Source organism: Methylosinus trichosporium OB3b, assembly GCF_002752655.1.
Taxonomy (GTDB): Bacteria; Pseudomonadota; Alphaproteobacteria; order Rhizobiales; family Beijerinckiaceae; genus Methylosinus; species Methylosinus trichosporium.
Genome location: NZ_CP023737.1, coordinates 80,980 through 106,677, shown reverse-complemented (window position 1 = coordinate 106,677; position 25,698 = coordinate 80,980). Strand labels below are relative to the sequence as shown.

Below are 25,698 nucleotides of genomic sequence, written 5' to 3'. Positions count from 1 at the left end.
TCGACTCGGCGCACCGAAGCCTCGGCGACTGGCGCAGCGTGGACTTTATCACGGCACATATCACCCGCAGCTTCACACAACGACGAAAAAGCAAGAGAATGTCGCTCGAGCGGCCCCCAGCGGAATTGTCATGGCGAAATCGGCGTGGATCTTTCTCGGCTCGTTCATCGGACTGGCGATCGGCGCCGCCGCGGCGGTCGCGTTCGCCGTCCTCGCCGCTCATCTCTTCGATATTTCACAAGCCGAGGGCGCTTATGCGATGGCCGTGGCGTTCTTCTACGCCCCGGCCGGCGCGATCGTCGGAGCAATCGCTGGCGCGGTCTGGGCCGCGTCGCGTCGCGTCGATAGACGCGCAGCGCAATAGCGCCGTCCTCGCTCCTTCCGCGCGCCCGTGATAGCCTCGCACGCATGAACAAGCCGGTTCGCCTGGACGAAAGCTGGAAAGCCCGCCTCACCGGCGAGCTCGACCAACCCTATTTCGCGGAGCTGCGCCGTTTCGTGCGTGCGGAATATGAGAGAGGTCCGGTGTATCCGCCGGCCAAGCAGATTTTTCGCGCCTTCGACGAATGCCCGTTCGACGCGGTCGAGGCGGTCATTCTCGGCCAGGACCCCTATCATGGCGCCGGGCAGGCCAACGGGCTCTGCTTCGCTGTCGAGCGCACGGTCGCGCCGCCGCCGTCATTGCAAAATATCTTCAAGGAGATCGAGAACGACCTCGGCCGCCCCGTGTCGCGCGATCCCGATCTCTCGCGCTGGGCGCGCCAGGGCGTGCTGCTGCTCAACGCCACTCTGACGGTGCGGGAGGGCGCCGCCGGCTCGCATCAGGGCAAGGGCTGGGAGCGCTTCACCGACGCCGCCGTCGCGGCGCTCTCGCGCGAGCGCGAGGGTATCGTGTTCCTACTCTGGGGCGCCTATGCGCGGCAGAAGGGAGCCGGCGTCGACCGCCGCCGCCATCTGGTGCTCGAATGCGCGCACCCCTCCCCGCTCTCGGCCCGCAACGGCTTCTTCGGCTGCCGGCACTTTTCCAAGGCGAACGCTTATCTCGAGGCGAGAGGCGCGGCGCCGATCGAGTGGTGAGGCAAGCCTGAAAGATGCGCGCGCCGAGGCGCGCGTCAGTTCGTCGGCGGACGCCGCTTGGCGAAGAGCCCGACGATCACCGCGCGGGCGATATGCTCGGCCATGCATTGATAGCCGAGATCGTTGAGGTGAAAATTGTCGCGCGCCATCAATTGCAGATTGGCGCGGTTCTGCGCGATGAAGCGCATCGCGTCGTAGCGGCGCACATAAGCGATGTTCTCCGCGGCGGCGACCCGCTGCAGCGCGTCGCGAATGGCGAAATATTCGCTGTCGCGCGAGAAGCGCGAGGAATATTGCAGGCCGACCAGAACCGTGTCGATCTCATTGTCCTTCAACCAGCGGATGTCGAGCGCACTGTCGCCTCGAACTCCTCCGGCGCGATGCGCACGAGCGCGTCATTGGTGCCGAGCTGCCAGAGCAGGAGATCGGGCTTCTCGACGGCAATCTCGCTCTTGATGCGCTCGGCGGTGACCGACGCGACCTCGCCCGACACGCCGCGATTGACGATCACCACGTCCACATTGGAGAGCGCACCCTCGAGGATCGCCTCGAGCTGCGCCGGATAGGTCTTCGCCTCAGAGGAAGCGCCGACGCCGGCGGTCGACGACGAGCCGATCGCCAGGACGCGCAGCCGGCCACGCCGCAGCGCCGCGGTCACATGCGGCAGCTGGGCGGGGGCGGCGATGTCGCCGGCGGGCGCCTCGCAGGCCGGCGACAGCGGCGGCGGCGTCACGGGGATGGCGCTCTCCTGCGCGCAGCCGGCCGCGACGCCTGCGCCGATCACTAGGCCGCAGAGGCTTTCGAGGATTTTACGCGCAATCTGTTTCGCCATTCAGAGGCCCATGCCACGGCGCCCAGGGAACCGACGCCGAAGATAACGATAGCGGCGTCGATGACAATACCGCTGCCGGAGACGAAGCGAATGATCTGCCCCGCGAGGCTGAGCAGCGAGCCGGCGCAGAACACATTGAGCGAGTTGCGTCCGAGCAGCGAGAGGAAATCGCAGCATCGCGGCGCCCATCGGGCGAATGTGGGGTAGAGGCCGGCGAAAAGAGCGACGAGAGCCAGGCTGTGCAGCAGCCGCGCCGGCGACAAATAGGTCTTGTCGAAGACGAAGAACAGCTTGGGCTCGGGCAAGTCGATCGGGTCCGGCGAAAAATGGAGGCGCGCCGCGATGACGCCGAATGTGAGAACGGGAATGGCGGCGAGGCGCAGCAGCCGCAGATTCCGGCGGGCGAATCCGCCGAGGCCGTCCGCGCCGGCGAGCAGAAAGCCGAGCACATAGATCATCTGCCAGCACAGTGGATCGAAGAACCACACGCCCTCGCTCGGCCAGGTGGAGAAATTGGCTCCGGAGACGAGCGCGCCCACATAGATCGCGAGAGCGACGAGCGGCAGAGCCTGCGGCGCATACCGATGCGCCAGCGCGATCAGCGGCGACACCAGCAGCAGCACGACGTAGAGCGGCAGAATGTTGAAGTAGCCGAGCTGATAGCTCAGTGTGACGAGCCCGATATGCGCGCGCACGGGATCGTAGAAAATGCTCGAGGCATTGTGCCAGTCGAGCAGAAAAGGCGCGTCGAGCCGAAAGGAGACGGCGGCGAGCAGCGCGATGGCCGCTTCTGTGATGGCGAGCTGCGCGACATAGACGGTGAAGGCGCGGCCCTCGAGCCGGAAGAACAGCCAGCGCGCCGAGAGGCTCGCGGCCGAGCCGTCGGTCAGCTTGCGCAGCCCCCATCCGGCCAGGAAGACGAAGAGCTCGGCCGAGTCGGAGAGCGACACATTGCGGAAGGTGAAGTGCTCGAAGAAGATCCCGGGGACATGATTGACGAAAATGGTGACGAGCGCGAAGCCCCGCCAAAAATCGATCTCGTTCGGCTCCCGCATGCGCTTTTCGGCGCTCTATTGTTTCTCTTGCCCGCCGGCGCGCGCGGCGCCGCCTCGCCGCTTCTGCGGCAAGCCCTTGCGCGCTACCCGAATCGGCCGCCCCGGCGAGGGTGACCCTGTGTGCGCCAATTGTCGATTTTTTGGCGACGCGAGTCATCGGGGCGCCACGCGCAAATGAGCGAGCACGCGCGCAGCCGCGGCGGCGCTCGGGCTCGGGCCGGCGGAGAGCACAAGCGCGCGCGCGCGCTCGAGGCCGCGGCGCTGGGCCTCGCGTTCCGCCCCGCCGCCCAGAAGCGGCGCCAGAGCCGCGGCCAGAGCCTGCGGCGTCGCCTGCTCTTGCAAGAACTCCGGCGCGATCCGCTCGCCGAGCACGAGATTGGGCAGAGCGAAACTGTCGACCCGAACCAGAAATTTCAGCAGCGCCTCGACCGCCGCCACCTTATAGGCGACAACCATGGGCGTTCCGGCCAGCGCCAGCTCCAGAGTGACGACGCCGGAAACCGCGAGCGCGGCGCGGGCGCGGCGGAACTCGGTGTATTTTTCCGCCTGGGTCGCGAGGCGCGGACGAATCGGCCACGACGCGAGCGCCGCATGGATGTCCGCCTCGACCTGCGGCACGACCGGCAGAACGACCTCGAAGGAGAAGCGGCGCGCCAGAATCGCCAGCGCCTCGCCGAAGACCGGCATGAGCCGCGCCACCTCGGCGCGGCGCGAGCCGGGCAGGACCAGAAGCAGCGGCGGCGACGCCTCTCTCCGCGTCTCCTCCTCGGCCGAGGGCGTCAGCTCGGCGAGCCGGTCGACGAGCGGATGGCCGACATAGGCGCAGGGCGGTCCGCCGAGCCGTCGGAACGCCGCCGGCTCGAAGGGCAGGACCGCCAGCGCCTCGTCGATATGAGTGCGCATGGCGCGCGCGCGCCAGGGCCGCCAGGCCCAGACCGTCGGCGCGACATAATCGATAATGGGAAGCTGCGGCCGCGCCCGCCTGACCCGCTGCGCCACGCGATGGGTGAAATCGGGCGCGTCGATCAGCACCAGAACATCCGGCGCTGCGGCCAGCACGGCGCGCGCGGTCTCCTCTATGCGTTGAATGAGCAGCGGCAGACGGCGCAGCACCGGAGCGAGGCCCATGACGGCGATGTCGCTCATCGCGAAGAGGCTCGCGAGCCCCTCCTCCGCCATCGCCTCGCCGCCGACGCCGCAGAAGCGGGCCGAGGGCTCGGCGGCGCGCAGCGCCCGCATCAGCAGCGCGCCGAGCAGATCGCCGGAGGGCTCGCCGGCAATGAGAAAGAACAGCGAGCCTGAAGGCTCGAGGTCCAGCAGCGCGCCCGGACCGCGAGCCTTCAGGCTCGCTCTTCGCGCCAGGCCCACATCCGCCACTAGCCCCTCCGCCGCGGCGCGCACAGCGGCCGCTCGCGCTCGGCGCGCAGAAAGGCGAGCACGGCCTCGACATCGGCGTCGTCCGAAAAATCGCGCGCGGCGCGCTCGATCCGCTCGGCGAGCACCCCCTGCTCCGGCGCCTCGTCCGAGAACAGCAGCCGAAACGCGGCGCGCAAGCGCGAGAGCCGCTCCTCGGCGAAGCCGCGGCGTTTCAGCCCGATGAGATTGAGGCCGAAGAGATGCGCGCGATTGCCGCCGGCGAGGCCGAAGGGCGCGAGATCGCCCTCGAGCCCCGAGAGCCCGCCGACATAAGCGTGAGCGCCGATGCGCACATTCTGATGCACGACGCTGGCGCCGCCGATCGCCGCATGATCGCCGATGCGCACATGGCCGCCGAGCAGCACCTGATTGGCGAGCACGACGCCGTCGCCGAGCCGGCAGTCGTGCCCGACATGCGCGTGAGCGAGAAAGGCGCAGCCGTCGCCGATCCTGGTCTCGCCGCCGCCGGCGGGCGTGCCGGCGTTGAGCGTCACACCTTCTCGGATCACGCAATCGGCGCCGACGACGAGCGCGCCGGCGGCGCCCTTGGCTTTCAAATCCTGCGCCGCCGCGCCGATCGCGGCGAAGGGATGGACGATGGTTCGCGCGCCGATGCGCGTGCGCCCGGCGACGACGACATGCGAGAGCAGCGTGACGCCCTCGGCGAGCTCGGCGCCGGCACAAATATAGCAGAATGGGCCGACCGCCACGCCGTCGCCGAGACGGGCGCCGCTCTCCACGATCGCTGTCGCGTGAACTCGCGCTTTCACATCATCCCGCCCATGACGCGCCGCCTCAATCGCCGAGCTTGGCGCTGACCTCGGCCTCGCAGACCAGCGCGCCATCGACGAGCGCTCGGCCAGAATACCAGACGATGTCTCGCCGCTGCGCCGTCTTGGTCATATGGAGTTCGACGCGGTCGCCGGGCTGCACGGGTCGGCGGAACTTGGCCTTGTCGATGGTGACGAAGAAGACGCTGCCCGGGCGCTCCCGCGCGCGCGCATTGAGCGCGATCGCGCCGGCCGTCTGCGCCATCGCCTCGATCAGCAGCACGCCCGGAAAGATCGGCCGCTCGGGAAAATGGCCCTGAAACTGCGGCTCGTTGACCGTCACATTCTTGACGCCGACGCCGAAACGGTCGCCGTCGACGTCGATGACGCGGTCGATCAGCAGAAAGGGATAGCGATGCGGCAGCAGCTGCATGATCCGCGCGATGTCGATCGTCGCGCCAGCGCGCGCTGTGGTGTCGTCCATTGATGTCCTCCCTGCGGGCGTCGGCGTCTTGCGGCCGACTTCGCCCGATCTCTCTTCGCGCGCGTCCCTCAGCACGGCGGCTCGCCGTCGCGCCGCGCCAGTCGGTCGAGCAGCAGCTCGCCGCGCAAATGGCGACGCACGGGCCGAGCGGGAACGCCGCTCAGCCGCGCCATCGACGGCGCGTCCCGTGTAACGCCGGACTTGGCCGCGATCCGCGCGCCTTCGCCGATCGTCAGATGGCCGCCGATCGCCGATTGGCCGCCGAGCGCGACGAAATCGCCGATCTCACAGGAACCGGCGAGGCCCGATTGCGCGACAATGACGCAGCCGCGCCCGATCACCACGTTGTGGCCGATCTGCACGAGATTGTCGATCTTCGTTCCCTCACCGATGATCGTGTCGCGCGTCGCGCCGCGGTCGATCGTCGTATTGGCGCCGATCTCCACATCGTCCTGGACGATGACGCGGCCGATTTGCGGCGATTTGACGTGGCCCTGGCGCGAGAGGACGAAGCCGAAGCCGTCCTGCCCGAGCCGTGCGCCCGGGTGGATGATGACGCGGTCGCCGATCAGCGCGCAGAGCAGGCTGGCGCCGGCGCCGATCGAGCAGCCGCGGCCGATACGCACATCGGGGCCGATCACCGCCTGCGGCCCGATGACGCTGCCCGCTCCGATCTCCGCGCGCGGTCCGATGACGGCGCCTGGATCGACGATGACGCCGGGCTCGAGCCGCGCCGACGGATGCACCACGGCGCCGGGCGAGACGCCCGACGAGGCGAACAGCGATTGCGGCCGCAGCGCCTCGGGGAACAGCGCCGCCATGATTCTGGCCATGGCCGCGTGCGGGTCCGACGCGATCAGCGCGGCGACGCCGGGCGGCAGAGCGGGAAGGTCGCGCGCGCGTAGAAGACAGGCGGTGGCGCGGCAGAGGCGCAGCCCCGCCGCATAGCGGGGCCGATCGTAGAAGGAGAGATCGCCGGCGTGCGCGCGATCGAGCGCGGCGACGCCGATGATGACCACTCCCTCCTCCGCGACCGGCGCCGCGAGCCGCGCGCCGCCGATCTCGGCGGCCTCCGCCAAGCTCAAAGGTCGGTCGAGACGGAAGAATCCGCCAGCGCTCATCATGCGGCCTCCCGAATGGGACGAAGACGCTCCGGATCGGCGGCGCGTCGGGCGCCCGCCTCCGCGCGCCATCCCACGAAGAAAATCCCCGGGCCGTCCCTCTCGGGCGCCCGGGGATCAGGATAAGTTTATCCCGCGCGAAGAGCGCGTGAAAGCGGCCTTCGGTCAGAAATTCGCGCCGCCGGAGAAGCGGAACCGCTGCGTGACGTCGCCATAGGCCTTGGACAGCACCACCGCATAGTCGAAGCGGATCGGGCCGAGCGGCGACTGCCACAGCGCCGAGGCGCCGACCGAGGAGCGGATCTGCGCCTGGTCGCCGGAGACGATGATGCAGGTGCCTTGGCCGTAGTTCGACGCCGCCGTGTAAGGATAGGTGCAGGTCGGGTTGTAGGAGCCGGTCAGCACTTGGCTGAAGTTGGTCCGCCCGTCATAGCCCCACAGCGTGCCGGCGTCGGCGAACAGGGCGCCGCGCAGGCCGATGTCCTTGGGCAGGCCCCAGATCGGGAACTGCACTTCGAGCGAGGCGCCGACATAATTCGTGCCGCCGAGCGAGTTGCCGTAAGTGCTGGTCCAGTTCGAGATGTCGCGCGGTCCGAGGCCGCCCGGCGCGAAGCCGCGCACCAAGGTCGGGCCGAGGTTGAAATTATCGACCACGCGGAACTTGTAGTCGCCGAGGCCGAACATGTTGCCGCCCTGCACGCGGGCGATGCCGACCACATCGTCGATAAACGGCAGCTCGTGGAAGTAGCGGATGTCAGCGGTCGTGCGCACATAGCGGCTGACGCCGCCGAGGCCCGCGACATCCTGCGACAGCTGGGCATGCACGCCGTTCTTCGGATTACGGATATTGTCGAGCGTGTTGTAGGACAGCGAGTAGCCGATCATCGAGGTGAGGCGCGAGCCCACCGTCTCCTTGATGGCGAGCGACGCCTCGCCATTGCTTTGACAATTGTAATAGAGGCTCACGTCGGACGGGGTCGGCGCGTAGATATAGCCGAAGCCCGGCGTGTAGCCCCAGATCGGATTTTGACAGTCGTTATAGGGACGGCTGCTGTCGTTGGGGATCGAGATGTGCGTGTTGTAGATCGAATAGCGCGGCGAGATGCTGATCTCGTCGGTGATCGGCACGCCGAGGCGCAGCGTGCCGCCGACCGAGGTCGTGTTGTAGTAGGAATAGTAATAGGCGTTCGAGGCCTTGGCGAAGAGGTCGAAACCCGCAGAGAGCCGCTGGTCGAGAAAATAGGGCTCGGTGAAGCTGAAGCTGACGCCGCGGGCGCGCTGACCGACCTCGACCGAGGCGCGCGCCGCCTGCCCCCTGCCCATGAAGTTGCTCTCCGACACCGAGACTTCGCCCATGAAGCCTTGCACGGTCGAATATCCGCCCGAGACGCCGAAATTGCCGGTCGCCTGATCCTCGACGTCGACATTGATGACGACGCGGTCGGAGGACGAGCCCGGCTCGTTGGTGACGCGCACCTTCTTGAAGAAGCCGAGGCCGTTGAGGCGACGCTCGGCGCGGTCGATCAGCACGCGATTATAGGCGTCGCCCTCGCCGATCTCGAACTCGCGGCGAATCACATAGTCGCGCGTGCGCGTGTTGCCGCGGATGTTGATGCGCTCGATGTAGACGCGCGGGCCCTCGTCGATGACGAAGCGGATGGCCACCGTCTGCGCCGCCGGATTGCGTTCGCCGCGCGGCCGCGCCTGCGAGAAGGCGTAGCCCTTCTTGGCGATCTCGCGCGTCAGCGCCTCGACCGTCTTCTCGACGGCGTCGCCATTATAGACGTCGCCGGCCTCGATGCGCAGATCGCCGCGCAGCGATTGCGGATCGATATCGGGCAGATGCGATTCGATGTCGACGGAAGAGACGCGATATTCCGGCCCCTCCTCGACGACGATGTTGACGATATAGCCGCCCTGCGCCGGATCGAACACGGCGTCGGAGCTGACGACATGGAAGTCGGCGTAGCCGTTCTTCAGATAGAAGCGGCGAACCAGCTCGAGGTCGGAAGCGATGCGGTCCGGATCATAGACGTCGCTCGTTTTCAGGAACGACAGGAAGTTCATCTCCGTCGTCTCCATCAGCTCGACGAGACGCCCGGTCGAATAGACATTGTTGCCGACGAATTTGATCTCCTTGACGCCGGTCTTCTCGCCTTCCTCGACGTTGAACACCACATCGATGCGGCCGTTCGGCAATTCGATGGTGCGATAGGTGATCTTCGCGCCGGCGCGGCCGGAGCGCTTGTAGATCTCGAGGAGGCGCGCGATGTCCTGATCGATGACGGCCTTGTTGAAGGAGCCGTGCGCGCGCGTGCGCACCTCAGAGGTCAGCGTGTCGGTCTTGACCTTGCTGTTGCCCTCGAAGACGACGCGATTGATGAGATTGCTCTCGGACACGTGGATCACCAGGCGACCATGCTCACGCGTCGCCGACACATTGGAGAACCGGCCGCTGTTGCGCAGCGCCTGCAGCCCTTGCTCGACATCTTCCGGGCTGGTGCCGGAGAAATAGGAGCGGATCATTTCCGCGTCGCCGCGCGTGTTGCCGACGACGACGATCTCCTCCGCAAAGGCGGGAGGGGACAGAACGAGGACGACCGCCATCGCGGCCAGAACACAGGAACGTTTCCAGAAAGCCTCGATGGACTGCATCATAAATCCTAAGTCCTCGTCGCCGCGTCTGCCGCCGGAAAGCGGCGCGGCTCACGTGCCGGGACGACGCACGCACGCCGCGCATCACGCCATCCGATCCGATCATCAACCTTCTACAAGGTTTACCGACTACTGCAAATCCCGATCATGTCACGGTCCTTCGATTTGTCCCGCAGGTGGCGAACAAGCCACAAATCATGGTGATCGCGGCGTTAACGACACGGGCCGCCCGACACGCGAAGGACCCCGGCGATGTCCGCCGGGGTCCTTCGATCGTCGTCAGAAAGATGGCGAAATCCAGTCGAATCGTCCCCCTTCGACAGAATCTCAGAAGTTTTCCTGATGCGATGAATACGCAGGCCGATCAGTTATCGCCCGCGCCGGTCAACTTGCGCAGGAGCCGCGCGACGTCGTTGTAGGTCGAAAACACCATCAGCGTCGTCACCATGGCGAGGCCCAGTCGGAACGCATATTCCTGCGTGCGTTCGGCGAGCGCGCGTCCCCGCGCCGCCTCTATCGCGTAGAACATCAGATGGCCGCCGTCGAGCAGCGGCACGGGCATCAGATTGAGCAGGCCGATCGAGATCGACAGGATCGCGATGAGGTTGAACAGCGGCGTCAGGCCGACCTTGTCGATCGCCTTGGCCATCTGGCCGGAGACCTGGGCGATGCCGATCGGGCCGGACAATTGGTCGGCGCCCTCGCGTCCGGCGATCAGCCCGCCGAGATATGCGCCGGTGCGCTCGACGATCATCCAGGTTTCGCCGGCGGCGAGCAGAACGGAGCGACCGAGGCCGAAGCGCTCCTCGCGCAGGTCGGCCGGATTATTGCTCGCCTGCAGGCCGAGCATGCCGACTCTCGTCTTGCCGAGCGCCGTCTCGATCTCGCGCAATTGCGGCGTCGCCGTCAAAGTCTCCTCACGCTCGGCGCGGCGCACCACTATGGTCAACGGCTTGCCGGTCGAGGTGGCGACGATCTCCTGCATGCGGGCGAAGCTATCGATCGGCTGATCGTCGATCGATAGGACGAGATCGCCGGGCTGGAAGCCGGCCTCGGCCGCGGCGCTCGCCGGCGTGACCGTGGCGACGCGCGGCGTCAGCACATTGCGTCCGACTGTCGCGAACAGGACGGTGAAGATGGCGAGCGCCAGGACGAAATTGGCGACCGGGCCGGCGAGCACGATGGCCATGCGCTTCCACACCGGCTGGGCGGCGAAGGCGACCTTGCGCTCTTCCTCCGGCATGGCCGCGATTCGCTCGGGATCGGGGACGCTCGCGCCATTGGCGTCGCCGTGGAACTTCACATAGCCGCCGAGCGGGATGGCGGCGACGCGCCAGCGCGTGCCGCGCCGGTCCTCGCGGCCCCAGAGCTCGGGGCCGAAGCCGATCGAGAAGGCGTCGATCTTGACGCCGCACCAGCGTCCGACCAGGAAATGGCCGAGCTCGTGGAAGAAGACCACGACGGTCAGCACGAAGATGAAGGGGACGATATAGGTGAGGATCGACATGACGAGGTCCAGCAAAGCGATACTCCCGGCAAACGCGTGACGGCACCAAGAGTTTCGCCCGTCCGGGCCGCCGTCTTGGTTACGTAAGCGTTAACATGCCCGAAGCCGCGGGCATCGCCAAGGCGGCCCGCGACCTTTCTCTGACGATATGGTCAATATCGAGCGCTTCTTCCACACTCCCCGGCTCGCGCGCCGTGCCGTCCTTGAGCGCGGCCTCGCAGGCGGCGGCCACATGGCGGTGGATTCCCTCGAAGCCGATGCGCCGCGACAGAAAGCCCTCGACGGCGATCTCATTGGCGGCGTTGAGCACGGTCGGCAGCCCCCCGCCCTCCCCGAGCGCGTCGAGCGCCAGCCGCAGCGCCGGAAAGCGCTCGAAATCCGGGCGCTCGAAGGTGAGCTGGCCGATCGCCGCGAGGTCGAGACGCCGCGCGGGCGTCGTCAGCCGATCGGGAAAAGCGAGGCAATGGGCGATCGGCACGCGCATGTCGGGAACGGCGAGCCCGGCCGTCACCGAGCCGTCGGAGAAGGAGACGAGGCCGTGGACGATCGACTGCGGATGCACCACCACATCGAGCCGCGCCGCCGGGACGCCGAACAAATGATGCGCCTCGATCAGCTCGAGGCCTTTGTTCATCATGCCGGCGCAGTCGATCGTGATCTTCGGACCCATGGCCCAATTGGGATGGGCGAGCGCCTGCTCCGGCGTCGCCTCGGCGATCGCCGTGCGGGTCCAGGTGCGGAACGGCCCGCCCGAGGCGGTCAGGGTCATGCGCTCGATGGTCGCCGGATCGGCCCCGCCCAGCGCCTGGAAGATGGCGTTGTGCTCGCTGTCCATCGGCAGCAGCCGGGCCCCGGCCTTCTCGGCCTCGCGCATGAAGGGCGCGCCGGCGCAGACGAGGCATTCCTTGTTGGCGAGGGCGACGTCGCGCCCGAGCCGCAGCGCCGCGTGGGTGGGAACGACGCCGGCGGCGCCGACGATGGCGCTGACGACGAGATCGGCCTCGCGCTCGGCGGCCTCGACCACGGCCGCAGGGCCGGCGCCTACCTCGATCCCGCTGCCGGAGAGCGCCTGCTTCAGAGCCCCGAGCGCATCGGGATCGGCGATGGCGGCGAACTCGGCCCGAACGGCGCGGGCGACGCGGGCCAGAGCCTCGACATCGCGGCCGCCGGCGACCGCCGCGACCTCGAAGCCGCGTGGATCGCGCTCCAGCAGGTCGACGGTCGAGCGGCCGATCGACCCCGTCGCGCCGAGCAGCACGATGCGCCGCGGGCGCGAGCGCCCGGCCGGAATGGAAAAATCGTCGCTTCGGATGCCTGTCGCCATGACGCGCCTACCAGATGAAAAGTCCAGCGGCCAGGGATTCCTGACCGCGCAATCCGCCGAGCAGCGCCGCGAAGGCGCTGGCGAAGATGAAGCCGTCGACGCGATCCATCACGCCGCCGTGGCCGGGGATGAGCCGGCTCGAATCCTTGACGCCGAAGCGGCGCTTGATCCACGACTCGAACAGATCGCCGAGCTGGGCCAGCGCCGCCGCGACCAGCCCCACCCCCAAGAGTTCGGGCGAGGCCGCCTGCGGCCAAGGGCCGAAAACGGCGAGCGCGAGGCCGAAAAACGCGCCGCTGACGAGGCCGACGATCGCGCCGGACCAGGTCTTGCCCGGCGAGACCTTCGGCCACAGCTTGGGGCCGCCGATCAGCCGGCCGCCGAAATAAGCCATCACATCGGCGCCCCAGACGACGGCGAACAGCCAGGCGATGGAGAGCGCGCCGAAATCGGGCGAGCGGCGCAGCACATTCGCCGACACCACCAGCGAGCCGGCGTAGACGAGGCCGAGCGGCGCCCAGAAGCGGCGCTCCGGCCCCGCCAGCACCGCGAACAAAATGGCGAAGGCGCCGAGCGAGGCGAGCGCCAGCGGCCCCGCTCCATGCGCCGCGAAGGCCGTGGCGGCGGCGAGCGAGGCGCCGCCGAGCGCGGTGCGCGCGAGACCGAGCGCGCCGCCGACGATCCCCTGCCACTCCCAGGACACGGCGAAAGCCGCCAGCAGCCAGAACAAAGCGAAGACGTCGCCGCCGAGATAGAGAGCGAGGACCGCCGTCGCGATCAACGCCGCCGCCGAAAGCAGGCGCGGACCGAGATCCCCGAATTTTCCGCTTCTGCCGCCCGCGAGGGCGGGGCCTGACCGCAGTGGTTCGCTCATGAAGCTGTCTTCGCACGCCTTCCGACTGGCGCGAGCCCGCCGAAGCGTCGGTCGCGATGCGCGTAATCGTCGATCGCCGCCTCGAAATCCGCCCGATCGAAATCGGGCCAATGCACCGGCACGAACAATAGCTCGGCATAGGCCGCCTGCCAGAGCATGAAGTTCGACAGGCGCTGCTCGCCGGAGGTGCGGATGATGAGATCCGGGTCCGGAATGCCGGCCGTGTCCAGCCGCGCCGAGATCGCATCGGCGTCGATATCGCCGGGCCGCAGCCGGCCGGCCGCGACCTCCTCGGCGAGCGCGCGCGCGGCCGCCGCGATCTCCTGACGCGCCCCATAATTGAAGGCGACGATCAAAGTCAGCCCGGTGTTGGCCGCCGTCGTCTCCTCCGCCTCGCGCAGCAGAGCCGCGATGTCGTCGGAAAGGTCGATGCGGTCGCCGATCACCCTCACCCGCACATTGTTGGAGCGCAGCTCGCCGATATCGTTGCGAATGAAGCGATGCAGCAGCGCGAGCAGGCTCTGGACCTCCTCGGGGGGGCGCGACCAGTTCTCGACGGAGAAGGAATAGACCGTGAGATAGTCGACGCCGAGCTCGATCGCAGCGCGCACCGTCTTGCGCAGCGCCTCGACGCCGCGCCTGTGCCCCTCGAAGCGGGGCAGTCCGCGCGCCGCCGCCCAGCGGCCGTTGCCGTCCATGATCAGCGCGACATGACGCGGCGCAGACCGCGGCGCGAGGGCCGCCGCGCCGAATTCGAGAACTCCGCCGTCTCCCATCGTTTCGATCCACACCATGGCTGTCGTGGAAAAAAAAATCACTACTACTCTCAACGCGAAACGCCCGCTCGCGCCGGTTCCCGGACAGGGTCCGGGGGACGCGGTCGCGATAAAATCTCAAACTTGCAGGATCTCTTTTTCTTTCTGCGCCAGCGCGGCGTCGATGTCGCGCACGGCCTCGTCGGTCGCCTTCTGCACCTCGGTCTCGTGACGCTTGGCGTCGTCCTCGGGCAGAGCGTGGTCCTTCTGCAGCTTCTTCAAAATATCGATGCCGTCGCGGCGCACATGACGCACCGAGACGCGCGCCTCCTCCGCATATTTATGCGCGACCTTGACGAGCTCCTTGCGGCGCTGCTCGTTGAGCTCGGGCGTGCGGATGCGCAGCACCTGGCCCTCGATCGTCGGCATGAGGCCGAGATTGGAATCGCGAATCGCCTTGTCGACGGCCGAGACGAGCCCCTTGTCCCACACCTGCACGGACAGCAGGCGCGGCTCCGGGACGCTGATCGTCGCGACCTGATTGAGCGGCGTGGATTGTCCATAGGCCTCGACATGGATCGGCTCGAGCAGTCCGGCCGAAGCGCGCCCGGTGCGCAGCCCCCCGAGCTCGTGCTTGAGCGTCGCCATCGCGCCCTGCATACGGCGTTTCAATTCGGGCAGATCGAAAGTCTGGCTCATGAGTAGGAATCGCCTGTCTGATCCGCCGTCGGTCGCGGGCGACGCCGCGCCGCCGGACAGCATCGCCTCCCATAGACCAAAACCGGCCCCAGGGGAAATCCCGCACCTCGCCGGCGCGGCGGTTTTTCGCCGCCGCGGCGACGCGAAAGAGCGGCGGGATCGGCTAGCCCTCTGCAATTCGAGGAGTTGGAGCCCCGCGCGCCGCGCATGTCAGGATATTCCCGCGGTAAGGTTCCGATCGGCCGGCGAGCGAGGGGCGCCGAATCGAAAAAGCGCGCCGCGACGATCGAGATGCGCGCCGAACGAGCGACGACGCGCGAGCGGCGCGGATGACGCGAAACGCCGCCGGGAGCGACCGAGGGGCGCGTCTCCCGGCGGCGGCGAAGCGAATATCAGTTCTGAACGACCGGAAGCCGATTGGCGAAGCCGGTCGAAACGGCGTTGCTGTTGCCGGCGCAAGGCGGATGGCCCCAGCCGCCCGCGCTCAGGCCCGTGCCGCCGGTGGGATTGGCGGCGATGTCGAAGACGATATTGTCGGGGCGCGTCGGGTCGCCTGAAACGCCGCCGACCGTGCCGAGGTGATCGAGGCCGAGATTGTTGCGCACGCGCCAGGCGATGAGATGGTCGGTGCAGGAAGTGTCGCCGCTGACGCCGACGCCGCCCGTCTTCACGCCGCCGGCGGCATAGAGGCCGAGGCCGCCGCCGAACACATTGACGCCGCCGATGACGAGGCCGATCATCGGATCATTATCCGAGCCGTAGGTCGCCGTGTCGGTGGGACCGACCGGGACGCCGCCGACGATCTTGTCGCCATAGGCCTCGGGGGCGGCGACGGGATTGCTCTCCTGCAGGCCGAACAGGCTTCCGCCGGGCTGAACCGCCGAATAGAGATTGGCGGTCGACAGAGCGAGCTTGCCCGTGGCGAGGCCCGTCGTCGAGCCGGAATCCGGCGTCAGCCCGAGGCTCAGCGACACCGCGGTGAAGGCCTTCTGCGCGGAAATCGCGCGACTGGCCAGCCATTGGCCCTGAATGGGATCGCCGCTCGAATTGGTGACGACGCACACGCGTCCATCCGGCGCGACGATCGTCGCCCACATGTTGAGACCGAGGCCGAGCTTGCCACGCGTGTCGTGGACAGCCTTCTTCAGAGCGAGCCGGAGCTGGGCGCGCGTGACATTGGGGCAGGCGGAATTCGCCGCATAGGCCCCAGTCGAGAACACACAGGCGGCGACCGCCGCGACCATCATCTTACGAAACATGAAAGCCCCTCCCCTGGGAATGACGATTTCGTTCCGCCATTCCGACAAGCGATGTCACTGTTGAAAAAAGTGCAACGAAATGTTGCTGGAGAAATCAATCATAACTCGGTCCCTCACGCAACTCGGCTCACCGCGCCGGACGATCGAATACGATCGCGCGGCGAATTCTGTGAGACACGCGCGCCGGTAGAAAGTTCATCGACGACAAGACGCGGCGTGAAGACGCGCCGTTTCGCGCCGACGATTATTTTGCAGCGCACGCTCTTATCGGCTTTGTCTCGACGCCGACGCGCACATCTCGGCGACGACCCCGTGGAGTCGATTTCTATGAAGCGCGTATGACGAAGCCACGATAAAATCTTCCGCCGCGCGCCGCTCCAGCGCCGGGTCGCGCCGCACGAAATGTTGATGTCGAGGCGCGACTGGTCCAAAATGCGCGCGCCTCGCATCGACCCCCGGTCGAGGCGACACGCCTCCACGATGACATTCGAGAGCATGACATGACGCGCAGCACCCGGCCCTTGTCGACCTCCATCGCCGCGCCCGCGCGCCTTCGCCGCGTGGCGCGAGCCTCCGACCGGCGCGCCGGCTTCACGCTCGTCGAAATGCTGGTGGTGCTGGCGATCATCGGATCGATCGTCGGCCTCGTCGGACCGCGCGTCCTCAACTATCTCTCCGAATCCAAGGTGAAGACCGCGCAAATTCAAATGGAGAACATCTCCAGCGCGCTCGATCTCTTCTATCTCGACACCGGCCGCTATCCCGCGACCGAAGAAGGGCTCGGCGCGCTGGCGCGCCGCCCGTCGGGAGTCTCGGTGTGGAACGGCCCCTATCTGAAATCGAACGGCGTCCCCAAAGATCCGTGGGGGCACGACTATCTCTATCGCGCTCCCGGTCAGAACGGCCCCTTCGACCTCGGCTCGCTCGGCCCCGAGGGACGACCGGGCGGCGCCGCGACGGTGACGCGCAATCGCGACTCCGCAGCGCGCTGAGAGCGGGCGGCGTTCGCGTGGCGCGCGCGCGCCGTTCCGCGCGACGAGGCTTCGCGCTTCTCGTCGTCATCTGGGGCGTCGGCGTCGTCACGATGCTGATCGTCTCCTTCATGACGACGGCGCGCTCGCGCCTGCAGGCGGCGTTCAACGGCGCCGGCGCGACGCAGACGCAGCTCCTCGCCGACGCGGCGAGCAATCTCGCGATCATGACGCTGTTGTCGGAACAGTCGTCGCCGGCGACGACGACGATCGAGCGTCCCCCGCATGACGGCGCGCCCGCCTTCTGCTCCCTCGCCGGCGCCGGCGTCGCGGTCGCGGTGGAGGACGAGGAAGGCAAGGTCGATCTCAACACCGCCTCGGAGCAGATGCTGAAAGCGATGATGATCGGCTTCGGCGTCGAATCCCGCGACGCCGACAAGATCACGCACGCCATCATCGATTTTCGCGAGCAGCCGTCCAACGACATCGAGGCCGGCTCCGGCGCGCCGTCCTATGCCGATCGGCCGTTCGGCCCGAAGCGCGCGCCATTTCAGACCGCGCTGGAGCTCGATCAAGTCGACGGCTTCGAGCCGGCGCTGACTCGCCGCCTGCTTCCCTTCGTCACCGTGCACTCGCGCAGCCCGACCATCGACACCAAGGTCGCGCCGCCCGCGCTCTTCGCCGCTCTCGCGAAATATCGCGCCGATGTCGTGCGCGACCTCGCCGCCCATCCCGACCCGAGCGCGATCGACCGCCGCGACCCGCGCTTTCCGACGGAATTCGCGCAGGAAGGCGCGCATGCCGGCGCTTATCTTGTCCATGTGGAGGTGTTGCAGGCGAGCGGTCACGCCAGCGCGGAGGACATTTTCGTCCGCATCGGCGCCGCCGGCGCCGAGCCTTTCACGATTCTCGAGCGGCGCCGCGGCGAATCGCGTGAGCGCGCAAAGCTGCGCGCGATGGTCGGCCGCGGCCTGCCGCCCTGCTGAGCGGCGCCGCGCTCTCAGAACGTTGGACCGGATAACGCGTAACATTCTTTCGTGCGAAAGCGATCGAACGATTCGGTTCGATCGGAAGGCGCTCCTAGCGGTCGTCGAGCAGCATTCGCCGCGCGGTGTTGTCCCAGCTGTGCGGCCGCACGATGGCCTTGGTGGAGATGTGCAGCATCTTGCGCTTGAACTCGTCGGTGATGTCGCGCGCCTCGGCCAGCGTGCGCACCACATGCGGCGTGATCATGATCAGCAGCTCGGTCTTGCCGGCGGAGTTGGTCTTGCTCTTGAAAGCGTTGCCGAATAGCGGAATGTCGCCGATGACCGGAATCTGACTGGAGCCGCGGGAACTCGAATCCTGGATCAAGCCGCCGAGCATCAGGGATTCGCTGTCATTGACGACCACCTGCGTCTTGACGCGCCGCTGCTTGATCGTCGGCGTCGTCGAGGTCGCGCTCGTTCCCGACGCGACATTGGAGACCTCCTGTTCGAGCTCCAGCATCACACGGCCGCTCTCGTTGATATGCGGCGTGATCGACAATATGACGCCCGTGTCGCGATAATTGACCGAATTGAACGTCGTCACGCCGCCATTGGTGTTGGCGCCCGTGAGCGTGGTGACCGGCACCTGATCGCCGACCTGCAGCACCGCCTGACGATTGTCGAGCACGGTGAGCGAGGGCGTCGAGATGATGTTGACATTGGTGATCTGGTTGAGCGCGCTCAAGGTGACTTGCGTATTGGCGGCGCGCACCGCGTAGGCGAAGCCGGGGAACGCCGCGCCCACCGCGGCGCCGAGAAGATTGTTGCCGAGCGTGTCATTGGCCGCGGGCGTGCCGGTGTCGCCGTCGGAGAAGGCGCCCATCGAAGCGTTTTTCTGCAGGAACCAGCGCACACCGAAAGAGAGATCGTCGTTCAGCGTCACTTCGGCGATGGTCGCCTCGATGAACACCTGATTGGGCAGCACGTCGAGCGTCTCCACGACCTTGAGCACCCGCTTGTAGTCCTCCGGCGTCGCCAGCACGACGATGGCGTTCTTCGCGTCGTCGACGGCAAATTTGTAGCGTCCGTCGTCGCTGACCGCCGAGTCCTGACCGGAGCCCGACTGCGAGCCATTCTGGTCGCTGGAGGAGGAGGAGCCGGCCGAGCCGAACTTCGAGGAGCTCGAGCTCGCCGAGCCGCTGGAGTTCCCGAGGCTGCTCGAGCCCGAGCCGAGCCCGCCGGATGAGCCGCTAGAGTTGGAGCTGGAACCCAGTGAGCCGAGCGCGCTCGACGATCCGCTGGAGCCGCTCGAGCCGAGGCCACTCTGCGAGAGGGCGCCGCCCAAGGACGCCGATGATTGGCCGAAGCGAGGCGAGGCGTCATTGCCCGAGGCGCCGTTGTCGCGCCCGAACATCGCGGAGAGCACGCGCACGAGCTCCTTGGCCGGTCGGTTCTGCACGCGATAGCTGAAGAATTGCTTCTCCGTGCTCTCGGCGCGCGCGTCGAGCCGCTCGATCCAGGCGCGCGCGCGGGAGAGATAGGCGCGCTGCGACGAGATCACCAGAATGGCGGCGAGATGCTTGTTGCCGACGAACTGGATCATTCCGTTCATCGGCCCTTCCTTCTCGGAGCCGAAGACCTTGCGCAAATCTTCCGACAGTGTGTCGGGATCGGCGCTGCGCACCGGAACCATCGCGAAGGACATGCCGCGCATGGCGTCCACATCGAAGATCGAGATCGCCTCCTCGAGCGCGGCGACCTCCTGCGCAGTTCCGCCCAGCGTCAGCATGCGGCGGCTCTCGTCGGCCTGCACGATGCCGCCGCGCTGGGAGATCGGCTCCAGCACGCGTTTCATCTCGGCGGCCGAGACATAGTGCAGCTGCACGACGCGCACGCCGCTGCCAATCTGCTCCGCGCGCGCCGCAGGCGCCGCGCCGACGGAGAGCCGCGCGCCCGAGGTCGCCGCCTGATCGGCCGGAACGATCTTATAGACGCCGTCGGTGTCGACGATCAACGCGCCGGCGACGCGCAACGACGATTGAAACAGATCGATCGCGGCGGCTTTTTTCACCGGCTTCGAGGTGTGGACCGTCACCTTGCCCTCGAGCCGGGGATCGACGACGTAATCGGCCCCGACGATATCGCCCAGCACCACTTTGGCGGCGTCGGAAATCGGCAGATTGACGAGATTGAGCGTGACGCCATCTTCGTCGGCGGCGTCATCCGCTTTCTTTCGCGCGCGCGAAGAGCCGACGAAACGCCCGCTCCCCAGAATTGTCTCCGCCCGCCCGGCGCGGCCGCCGAGCCGCAAACCGCTATGGCCGGAGCCGTGGCCGTTCTGCGCATCGCGGCGAACGTCATCGGGACGAAGGGGAGCGCGGCTCCATTCGGAAACCGGCGGGTCGCCGGCGCTATTGCAACCAGCGACGGCGACGGCGACACTCGTCAGCAGAACTCGACGGATAAACACGTTCACTCCGACTCAACTCGAGCAACGCCTCAAGCTACGCTGTCACTGAGGCACTATCATGATCGAAGGCGCGACGCCACTTCGCCCGCGCCGCTTTTACTCTCCCGTTTCGTTCACAGGCGGTCCTTTCAGCGGGCCGTGCAGCGCCGGCGGTTGTTTCTCCGGCGATGTCGGATCGGGTGGCGGTTCTTGTTCGGGGGGCTCGAGCGGCTCGGCGGCGACGGCCGGCTTCTCCGACCCATTCTCGGGAGCCCTCTGCGTGGCTCGGGAATAGAGCCGCAGACGCGAGGATTGGGCGCCGTCGGTGATCGTGACCTCGAAACGGTCGATCTCCTCGATCGTCCAGCCCTCGATCGACTCGCCCTGCTCCAGCCAGCGTCCGTCGGAACCGCCCGGACCGATCAAGAAGGCGCGCGACCGCTCGCCGACCTTGACGACGCCGCCGAGCGTGACGCCGCTCACCGAGGTCGCGGCCTGCGCGGCCGCATCGCCCTTGCGCGCATTGCGCGGCGGCGGCGCACGACGCGAGCGCCAGAAGATCGGTCGCGACATGGTGGCCCGCTCGTCGCCAGAAAGGCCGGCCCGCTCCTCGGGAGGAGCGAGCAGCTGCGGCGGGCGCCATTGGCTCTTGGGCTCCACCGCCGTCTCGGCGGAACCGACGACCGCGCCGATGGCGAAGGCCAGCGCCGCGAAATCCACCGCCGCGAGCAGCGCCAATCGCAGGGCCGAGAGCGGCGACAGGCCGAAGGCGTTGGCGGCGGCGCGCCAGCGCGTCGCGGCGAGCTCGGTGATGCGGCCTCTCATGAATGGTCCTTCGAGGCGCCGCCGAAAACGTCGAACTGACCTTCCAGCGTGTTGTCGCCGGCGCCCGCGGCGGCGCCTTCGGCCGGATCGCTCCACGCGCCCGACTGCTTGCGCACCGAGGCGGCGAGCACCAGCAGCAGCGGAGGATCGCTCTCGAGCGAGCGCGCGAGCTGGCTCAAGGCCTCGAGCGGCCCGGTCACGTCGAGCCGCGCGCCGACCAGCGATTGGCCGCTCACCACCTTGGCCGGCAGGGCCTGGAGCGAGACGACGGTCGCGCCGGCCTCTCCGGCGAGCGCTTTGAGGCGCGCCTGCAGATTGGCGTTGACGACGCCCTCGCTCTCTCCGGTCAAGAGCTCGCCGCGCGAATTGCTCTCCTCCACCTGCCGCGCATAATCCTTCACCGCCTGCTCCTGGGCGGCGATGGATTCATAGCCGGCGAGAGTGGCGCGACGCTCGGCGAGCGCCTGCGAGCCCTCGCCCAGCAGACCGAGCAGCGGCTCCACCGCCACCAGATAAACAACGAGGAGAAAGGCCAGATTGGCGCCGAGGAACAGCGCCCGTCGCTTCGTCTGCGGATCGAAGATCGCGGCGGCGTTCAGGGACATCGATCCGTTCCCGTCATTTCGAGCTGCGAATATTGGCTTGCAGCGAGAAGCTCTCGCGCTTCTCCACCGGATCGGGCGTGATCGGCGCAGTGAGCTTGGCGTCGGAGAACAGCGTCGAGCGATCGAGCAGCGCCGGCAGGCTCGCGGCCGAATCCGCAAAGCCGGTGAGCTCGATCGAGCGGCCGCCTTCGCGCCTTTCGGTGAGGCGCAGCTCGGCCGCATAGGCGCCGTCCGGCAGAATGCGCGAGACCTCCTCCCACACCTCGGCGAAGGTCGGATTTTTCGCGCGCTCCTCGCGCAGAGTGGCGAGCAGCCGGCTGTCGGTCGCAGCGCGGTCGGCGATCTGCCGCGCGCCCGCCGCGCGCGTCGACGCCGCCGTGATCGCCTCCTCGAGCGCCGCGGACTCCTCCTGCTGGCGCCAGACCGCGATTCCGATCCCGGCGGCGAACAACGTCACGGCGACGACCGCCGCCGCGAGCGCGATACGCCCCTCGAGATCGGGCCCCGCCGCCACGGCGACGCGCACCGGCATGGAGGGAGGCGGCGTCAGTTCGTCCTGCGGCCACCGCGGCTGCACGAGATCGACATCCTCGACTTGAAGACCCGAGCCCTCGATGGCGCGCGCCAGCAGATCGCGGCGCAGGATCCATTGCTCGACCGAGATTTTTTCGGCGCCGGTCGGCGAGGCGCCGGCGCGCGGCGCGATCACATGGCCATGCAGCACATCGGCGGGCCTGAACGGCGTCTTGCGCTCGAGCTCCATGCTCAGCAGGCGCGGCAGGTCGACGAGCGCAGCCGCCGGCGCGTCGAAACGACGAACGAAGAAGGCTTCGCGCGGCAGCTCCACGATGATCTTGGTCGCCGTGCGCTTCACCCCCCGCGCGGCGAGAACCGCATCGAGCGACGAAGCGGCGATCTCGTCGGGCGTGATCGGCGGCTCGGGCTCGTCGCCCTTGGCGGCGAGGAGATGCAGAGCGATCGGCGTCTCGCCGACGCGAAGCGCGAGGCGGCGCTCGCCGCGATCGAGCAGAAACATCAAGGTCGCCGGCGAGAACAGCGCGTAGAACTCGCCGCGCCACCACGCCCATAGGCGGGCCGCCGCTTCCGCGGTGGAGCCCTCGAACAGTTCCTTGCGCCAAATCGACGACGACATCGAGCCCTTTGCGCGCGCGGCGCGGATAGATTGGTTCGGCGCCGAGGCGCCCTCCGGCGCGCCGCGCTCGCAAGCGCCGCGCGCGAATGTCATTTGCGCCTATGAGCGTCGCCGACGCGCGCTTTCTCCATCCCCAGTGCTACAATTCGATGACGACGCCGCGCATTGCGCGCGCTCGACCCGGTGGTCTGCTTCATCGAAATCGACGAGCCTAGAGAGCGAGCCTTCAGGCTCGCTCTTTGCAACCCCGACGGATTGGCTCGAACAGACCACTAGCATGTCTCCGCTCCCGTCTCCAATGCGCGCTACTGAACGAAGGGCGCCGAGCGCAGGCGCTCGCGCCGCGCGCTCTCCGATTCTCGCGTCGCCGGCCGGGCCGGCTGCGGCGCCTCCACCTCGCCCTCCAGCCCATCGAGCGCGTCGGCGCTCGCGGTCTCGCGCAGGGGAGCGCCGATGCGAAAACGGCCCGTCGCCAGGATCGGCGTCCAGGATTCCGTCAAAGGCTCGATCAGCCGGGAGATGGGACGATTGGCGAACAGACGCGGCGTATCGACGCCGAGAACGGGCGCGGCCGCCCAATTGTTGTGTCCCCCGCCGATGATCTCGACGCCGAGCAGCGCCGCCCGGAAGGCGCCGTCGTCATCCTTCTCGCACAGGCGATAGCGCGCCTCGCAGCGGCCGCGCGAGGAGAAGGCCTCGGTCCGCGCCCGCACATCCGTCTGCGCATTGGTGAAGGCGATCCCGCATTCGCGCCGTCGGAAGATTCCCGAGGATGCGCAGGCGTGCGGAGTCGCGTACAGAAAGGTCCCGGCGGCTTCGGCAGGCGCCGACCCCGCCCATGCGGCGGCGGCGAGGGTCGCGAGCAGATGCGCGACGCCGGCGCCCTTGCGGACGCGTCCTGCGGCCTTTCCCTCGCCTGAAAAAGGCGATATGCGTCGCCTCGCACGCACTCCGCCACTCCTACTCGAAGACAAGCAGCGCAATTGCGCCCAACGATCCGCACGGTTACCATTCGCCGACCGGAAGCGCCAGTGAAAAGCTGCGCGCTGTGAGCAGCGGCCAGCATCGGCCGGCCTGTCTCTTTCGTTCGAGCGGATTCTGATCGATCGAGCGAGTCCGTTCGATCGGCAAGCGCTCCAGCCGAGAGTTCGTCTCAATGACACATGTCGATCCGTCGCCGCGGCAGGAGGTGGAGCAGAAAGGGGCCGATGCGCGCAGCGGCGCCTTTCTGCAGCAGTTCGGCGCCTATCTCGTGCAGGAGAAGGCGATCGACGAGCTCGCCCTGCAGCGCTCGCAACGCGCGGCGCGCCAGAGCGGCGAGCGCTTCGACCGCGTGCTCACCAAGCTCGGCCTCGTCTCCGAGAACGATCTTTCCGCCCATCTCGGCAAGTTCTTGGCGATTCCGGTGATCGCCCCCGCCGATCTGCCGGAGGAAGTGGCCCTCGCCGAGCAGATTCCGCAGAAGTTCCTGCGCGCAAACGGCATTCTGCCGCTCGCCGCCAATGAGAGCGCGCTCACTCTCGCCGTCACCGATCCGCTCGATCTCGGCCCGGTCGAGGCGCTCGCCTATTCGACCGGCCTCTCGATCGATCTGCGCATCGTCACCCCTGCCCTATTCGAGAAGGCCTGGGCCAGCCTCTATGGCCAGAAGGCCGAAGGCGTCGCGCTCGTCGACGACGACCGCGCGCACGACGCCAGCGATTACGACCTGCAGCGCCTGCGCGACATCGCCAATGAGGCGCCGGTCATTCGCCGCGTCAATCAGATCGTCGGCGACGCCATCGAGGCGCACGCCTCCGACATCCACATCGAGCCCGGGCTCGACGCCGTGCTGGTGCGCTATCGCATCGACGGCGTGCTGCGCACCTCGGACACTCTGCCGCCCGGCCTCAAGGCCGCCATCACCTCGCGCATAAAAATCATGGCGCGTCTCGACATCGCCGAGCGGCGCCTGCCGCAGGACGGACGCGTGAAGATGGCCGTGCGCGGCGTCGACATCGATTTTCGCGTGTCCACCATTCCGACGGCGCATGGCGAGAGCATCGTGCTGCGCATTCTCGACCGCAGCCAGGTGTCGCTCGATTTCGACGCGCTCGGCTTCGAGCCCGAGACGATCGCGACGCTGCGCCATCTAATGCATAATCCGAACGGCATCGTTTTGGTGACGGGCCCGACCGGCAGCGGCAAGACCACGACGCTCTACACGGCGCTGCGCGAGCTCTCCAATCCGGATGTGAAGGTCTTCACCGTCGAGGACCCGATCGAATATCAGCTCGCCGGCGTCAATCAGGTGCAGGTGCAGCCGGCAATCGGCATGGATTTTCCGGCGAGCCTGCGCGCCATGCTGCGCCAGGACCCGGACATCATCATGATCGGCGAGATTCGCGACGCCGCGACGGCGAAGATCGCCATTCAATCCTCGCTCACCGGCCATCTCGTCTTCTCGACCCTGCACACCAATAGCGCGGTCGGCTCGATCACCCGCCTCATCGACATGGGCGTCGAGCCTTATCTCATCGCCTCGACGGTGAAGGGCGTGCTGGCCCAGCGCCTCGTGCGGCGCCTCTGCCCGCATTGCGCCAAGCCGATGGATGCGCGCCGGCAATGGCGCGAGCGCCTCGCCGGCGAAGCTTTCGCGCATGGGCCCGATCGCCTCAGCGCGCCGGTCGGCTGCGGCCATTGCCGAAACTCCGGCTATTCCGGCCGCTCCACGATCGCCGAGCTGCTCATCCTCGACGAGCCGCTGCGCCGGCTCGTCTGCGAATCGGCGCCCGACGGCGTGATGGCGGCGGCGGCGAAGGAAGCGGGAATGATGACGATGTATCAATGCGGCATGGCCAAGGCCTGGCGCGGCGAGACCACGGTCGACGAAGTGCTGCGCGTCACACGAGTGGATTAG

The 25,698-nt window shown here is 67.7% G+C and carries 24 protein-coding genes; 5 read left to right on the top strand and 19 right to left on the bottom strand.

Features of this window, described 5'->3' with window-relative positions; translation table 11 throughout:
* Window positions 1-130 precede the first annotated feature (130 nt).
* Both CQW49_RS00505 and ung read left to right on the top strand, forming a co-directional pair.
* A complete protein-coding gene (locus tag CQW49_RS00505) occupies window positions 131-364 on the top strand; it encodes a hypothetical protein (protein WP_003611185.1) in 234 nt (77 codons plus the stop codon).
* A 44-nt stretch (window positions 365-408) separates the two neighbouring features.
* Complete coding sequence (gene ung / locus CQW49_RS00500) at window positions 409-1,077, top strand: uracil-DNA glycosylase (protein WP_003611187.1); 669 nt, start codon at window positions 409-411, stop codon at window positions 1,075-1,077.
* A 35-nt stretch (window positions 1,078-1,112) separates the two neighbouring features.
* Here the strand turns inward: ung and CQW49_RS25325 are convergent, their stop codons facing one another.
* The 14 genes from CQW49_RS25325 to CQW49_RS00435 form a co-directional block, all read right to left on the bottom strand.
* A complete protein-coding gene (locus tag CQW49_RS25325; RefSeq protein WP_244593393.1) occupies window positions 1,113-1,412 on the bottom strand; it encodes an SGNH/GDSL hydrolase family protein in 300 nt (99 codons plus the stop codon).
* Window positions 1,409-1,909 carry an SGNH/GDSL hydrolase family protein gene (locus tag CQW49_RS25320; RefSeq protein WP_244593392.1) on the bottom strand — a complete coding sequence of 167 codons (501 nt, stop codon included), beginning with the start codon at window positions 1,907-1,909 and terminating at the stop codon, window positions 1,409-1,411. Before CQW49_RS25320 ends, CQW49_RS25325 begins: the two co-directional genes overlap by 4 nt.
* On the bottom strand, window positions 1,861-2,964 hold the full coding sequence (locus CQW49_RS00490) for an OpgC family protein (RefSeq protein ID WP_003611190.1): 1,104 nt from the start codon (window positions 2,962-2,964) through the stop codon (window positions 1,861-1,863). The genes CQW49_RS25320 and CQW49_RS00490 overlap by 49 nt, the downstream gene beginning before the upstream one ends.
* A 153-nt stretch (window positions 2,965-3,117) precedes the next feature.
* On the bottom strand, window positions 3,118-4,281 hold the full coding sequence (lpxB, locus tag CQW49_RS00485) for a lipid-A-disaccharide synthase (RefSeq protein ID WP_420845625.1): 1,164 nt from the start codon (window positions 4,279-4,281) through the stop codon (window positions 3,118-3,120).
* Between the two features lie 59 nt (window positions 4,282-4,340).
* Window positions 4,341-5,150 carry an acyl-ACP--UDP-N-acetylglucosamine O-acyltransferase gene (gene lpxA, locus CQW49_RS00480; protein ID WP_003611194.1) on the bottom strand — a complete coding sequence of 270 codons (810 nt, stop codon included), beginning with the start codon at window positions 5,148-5,150 and terminating at the stop codon, window positions 4,341-4,343.
* Window positions 5,151-5,175: 25 nt separating this feature from the next.
* Window positions 5,176-5,634, bottom strand: a complete 459-nt coding sequence (fabZ, locus tag CQW49_RS00475; protein ID WP_003611195.1) for a 3-hydroxyacyl-ACP dehydratase FabZ — start codon at window positions 5,632-5,634, stop codon at window positions 5,176-5,178.
* A gap of 68 nt (window positions 5,635-5,702) precedes the next feature.
* The gene (lpxD, locus tag CQW49_RS00470) at window positions 5,703-6,755 is read right to left on the bottom strand and encodes a UDP-3-O-(3-hydroxymyristoyl)glucosamine N-acyltransferase (protein ID WP_003611196.1); all 1,053 of its coding nucleotides are present in this window, start codon (window positions 6,753-6,755) and stop codon (window positions 5,703-5,705) included.
* A gap of 165 nt (window positions 6,756-6,920) precedes the next feature.
* Window positions 6,921-9,410, bottom strand: coding sequence for an outer membrane protein assembly factor BamA (gene bamA, locus CQW49_RS00465; RefSeq protein WP_003611197.1), 2,490 nt, complete (start codon window positions 9,408-9,410; stop codon window positions 6,921-6,923).
* Between the two features lie 364 nt (window positions 9,411-9,774).
* The gene (gene rseP, locus CQW49_RS00460) at window positions 9,775-10,917 is read right to left on the bottom strand and encodes an RIP metalloprotease RseP (protein WP_003611198.1); all 1,143 of its coding nucleotides are present in this window, start codon (window positions 10,915-10,917) and stop codon (window positions 9,775-9,777) included.
* 79 nt (window positions 10,918-10,996) lie between these two features.
* Entirely contained in the window at window positions 10,997-12,241 is a 1,245-nt protein-coding gene (gene dxr / locus CQW49_RS00455; protein WP_003611199.1) for a 1-deoxy-D-xylulose-5-phosphate reductoisomerase, read from the bottom strand.
* A 7-nt stretch (window positions 12,242-12,248) separates the two neighbouring features.
* Window positions 12,249-13,115 (bottom strand): phosphatidate cytidylyltransferase, encoded by an 867-nt coding sequence (locus tag CQW49_RS00450; protein WP_003611200.1) that lies wholly within the window; start codon window positions 13,113-13,115, stop codon window positions 12,249-12,251.
* The gene (locus tag CQW49_RS00445; RefSeq protein ID WP_003611202.1) at window positions 13,112-13,891 is read right to left on the bottom strand and encodes an isoprenyl transferase; all 780 of its coding nucleotides are present in this window, start codon (window positions 13,889-13,891) and stop codon (window positions 13,112-13,114) included. The genes CQW49_RS00450 and CQW49_RS00445 overlap by 4 nt, the downstream gene beginning before the upstream one ends.
* 117 nt (window positions 13,892-14,008) lie before the next feature.
* A complete protein-coding gene (frr, locus tag CQW49_RS00440; RefSeq protein ID WP_003611204.1) occupies window positions 14,009-14,569 on the bottom strand; it encodes a ribosome recycling factor in 561 nt (186 codons plus the stop codon).
* Between the two features lie 392 nt (window positions 14,570-14,961).
* A complete protein-coding gene (locus CQW49_RS00435) occupies window positions 14,962-15,828 on the bottom strand; it encodes a heme-binding protein (protein WP_003611206.1) in 867 nt (288 codons plus the stop codon).
* 500 nt (window positions 15,829-16,328) lie between these two features.
* On the opposite strand from CQW49_RS00435, the gene gspG reads away from it, so the two are divergent.
* Together gspG and CQW49_RS00420 are read left to right on the top strand one after the other, a co-directional pair.
* On the top strand, window positions 16,329-16,820 hold the full coding sequence (gspG, locus tag CQW49_RS00425) for a type II secretion system major pseudopilin GspG (protein WP_003611208.1): 492 nt from the start codon (window positions 16,329-16,331) through the stop codon (window positions 16,818-16,820).
* A 17-nt stretch (window positions 16,821-16,837) separates the two neighbouring features.
* Window positions 16,838-17,785, top strand: coding sequence for a type II secretion system minor pseudopilin (locus CQW49_RS00420; protein ID WP_003611210.1), 948 nt, complete (start codon window positions 16,838-16,840; stop codon window positions 17,783-17,785).
* Between the two features lie 94 nt (window positions 17,786-17,879).
* On the opposite strand, the gene gspD is transcribed toward CQW49_RS00420, so the two are convergent.
* The 5 genes from gspD to CQW49_RS00395 form a co-directional block, all read right to left on the bottom strand.
* A complete protein-coding gene (gspD, locus tag CQW49_RS00415; protein WP_003611212.1) occupies window positions 17,880-20,237 on the bottom strand; it encodes a type II secretion system secretin GspD in 2,358 nt (785 codons plus the stop codon).
* 96 nt (window positions 20,238-20,333) lie between these two features.
* A complete protein-coding gene (locus tag CQW49_RS00410) occupies window positions 20,334-21,041 on the bottom strand; it encodes a hypothetical protein (protein WP_003611213.1) in 708 nt (235 codons plus the stop codon).
* Window positions 21,038-21,646: a type II secretion system protein GspM gene (gene gspM, locus CQW49_RS00405; RefSeq protein WP_003611215.1), complete on the bottom strand. Its 609-nt coding sequence runs from the start codon at window positions 21,644-21,646 to the stop codon at window positions 21,038-21,040. The genes CQW49_RS00410 and gspM overlap by 4 nt, the downstream gene beginning before the upstream one ends.
* Window positions 21,647-21,659: 13 nt before the next feature.
* Entirely contained in the window at window positions 21,660-22,892 is a 1,233-nt protein-coding gene (locus CQW49_RS00400) for a PilN domain-containing protein (RefSeq protein WP_003611217.1), read from the bottom strand.
* Between the two features lie 212 nt (window positions 22,893-23,104).
* Window positions 23,105-23,749: a hypothetical protein gene (locus CQW49_RS00395; RefSeq protein ID WP_003611219.1), complete on the bottom strand. Its 645-nt coding sequence runs from the start codon at window positions 23,747-23,749 to the stop codon at window positions 23,105-23,107.
* 206 nt (window positions 23,750-23,955) lie between these two features.
* Here CQW49_RS00395 and CQW49_RS00390 point away from each other — a divergent pair, with 206 nt between their 5' ends.
* Entirely contained in the window at window positions 23,956-25,698 is a 1,743-nt protein-coding gene (locus CQW49_RS00390) for a GspE/PulE family protein (RefSeq protein ID WP_003611221.1), read from the top strand.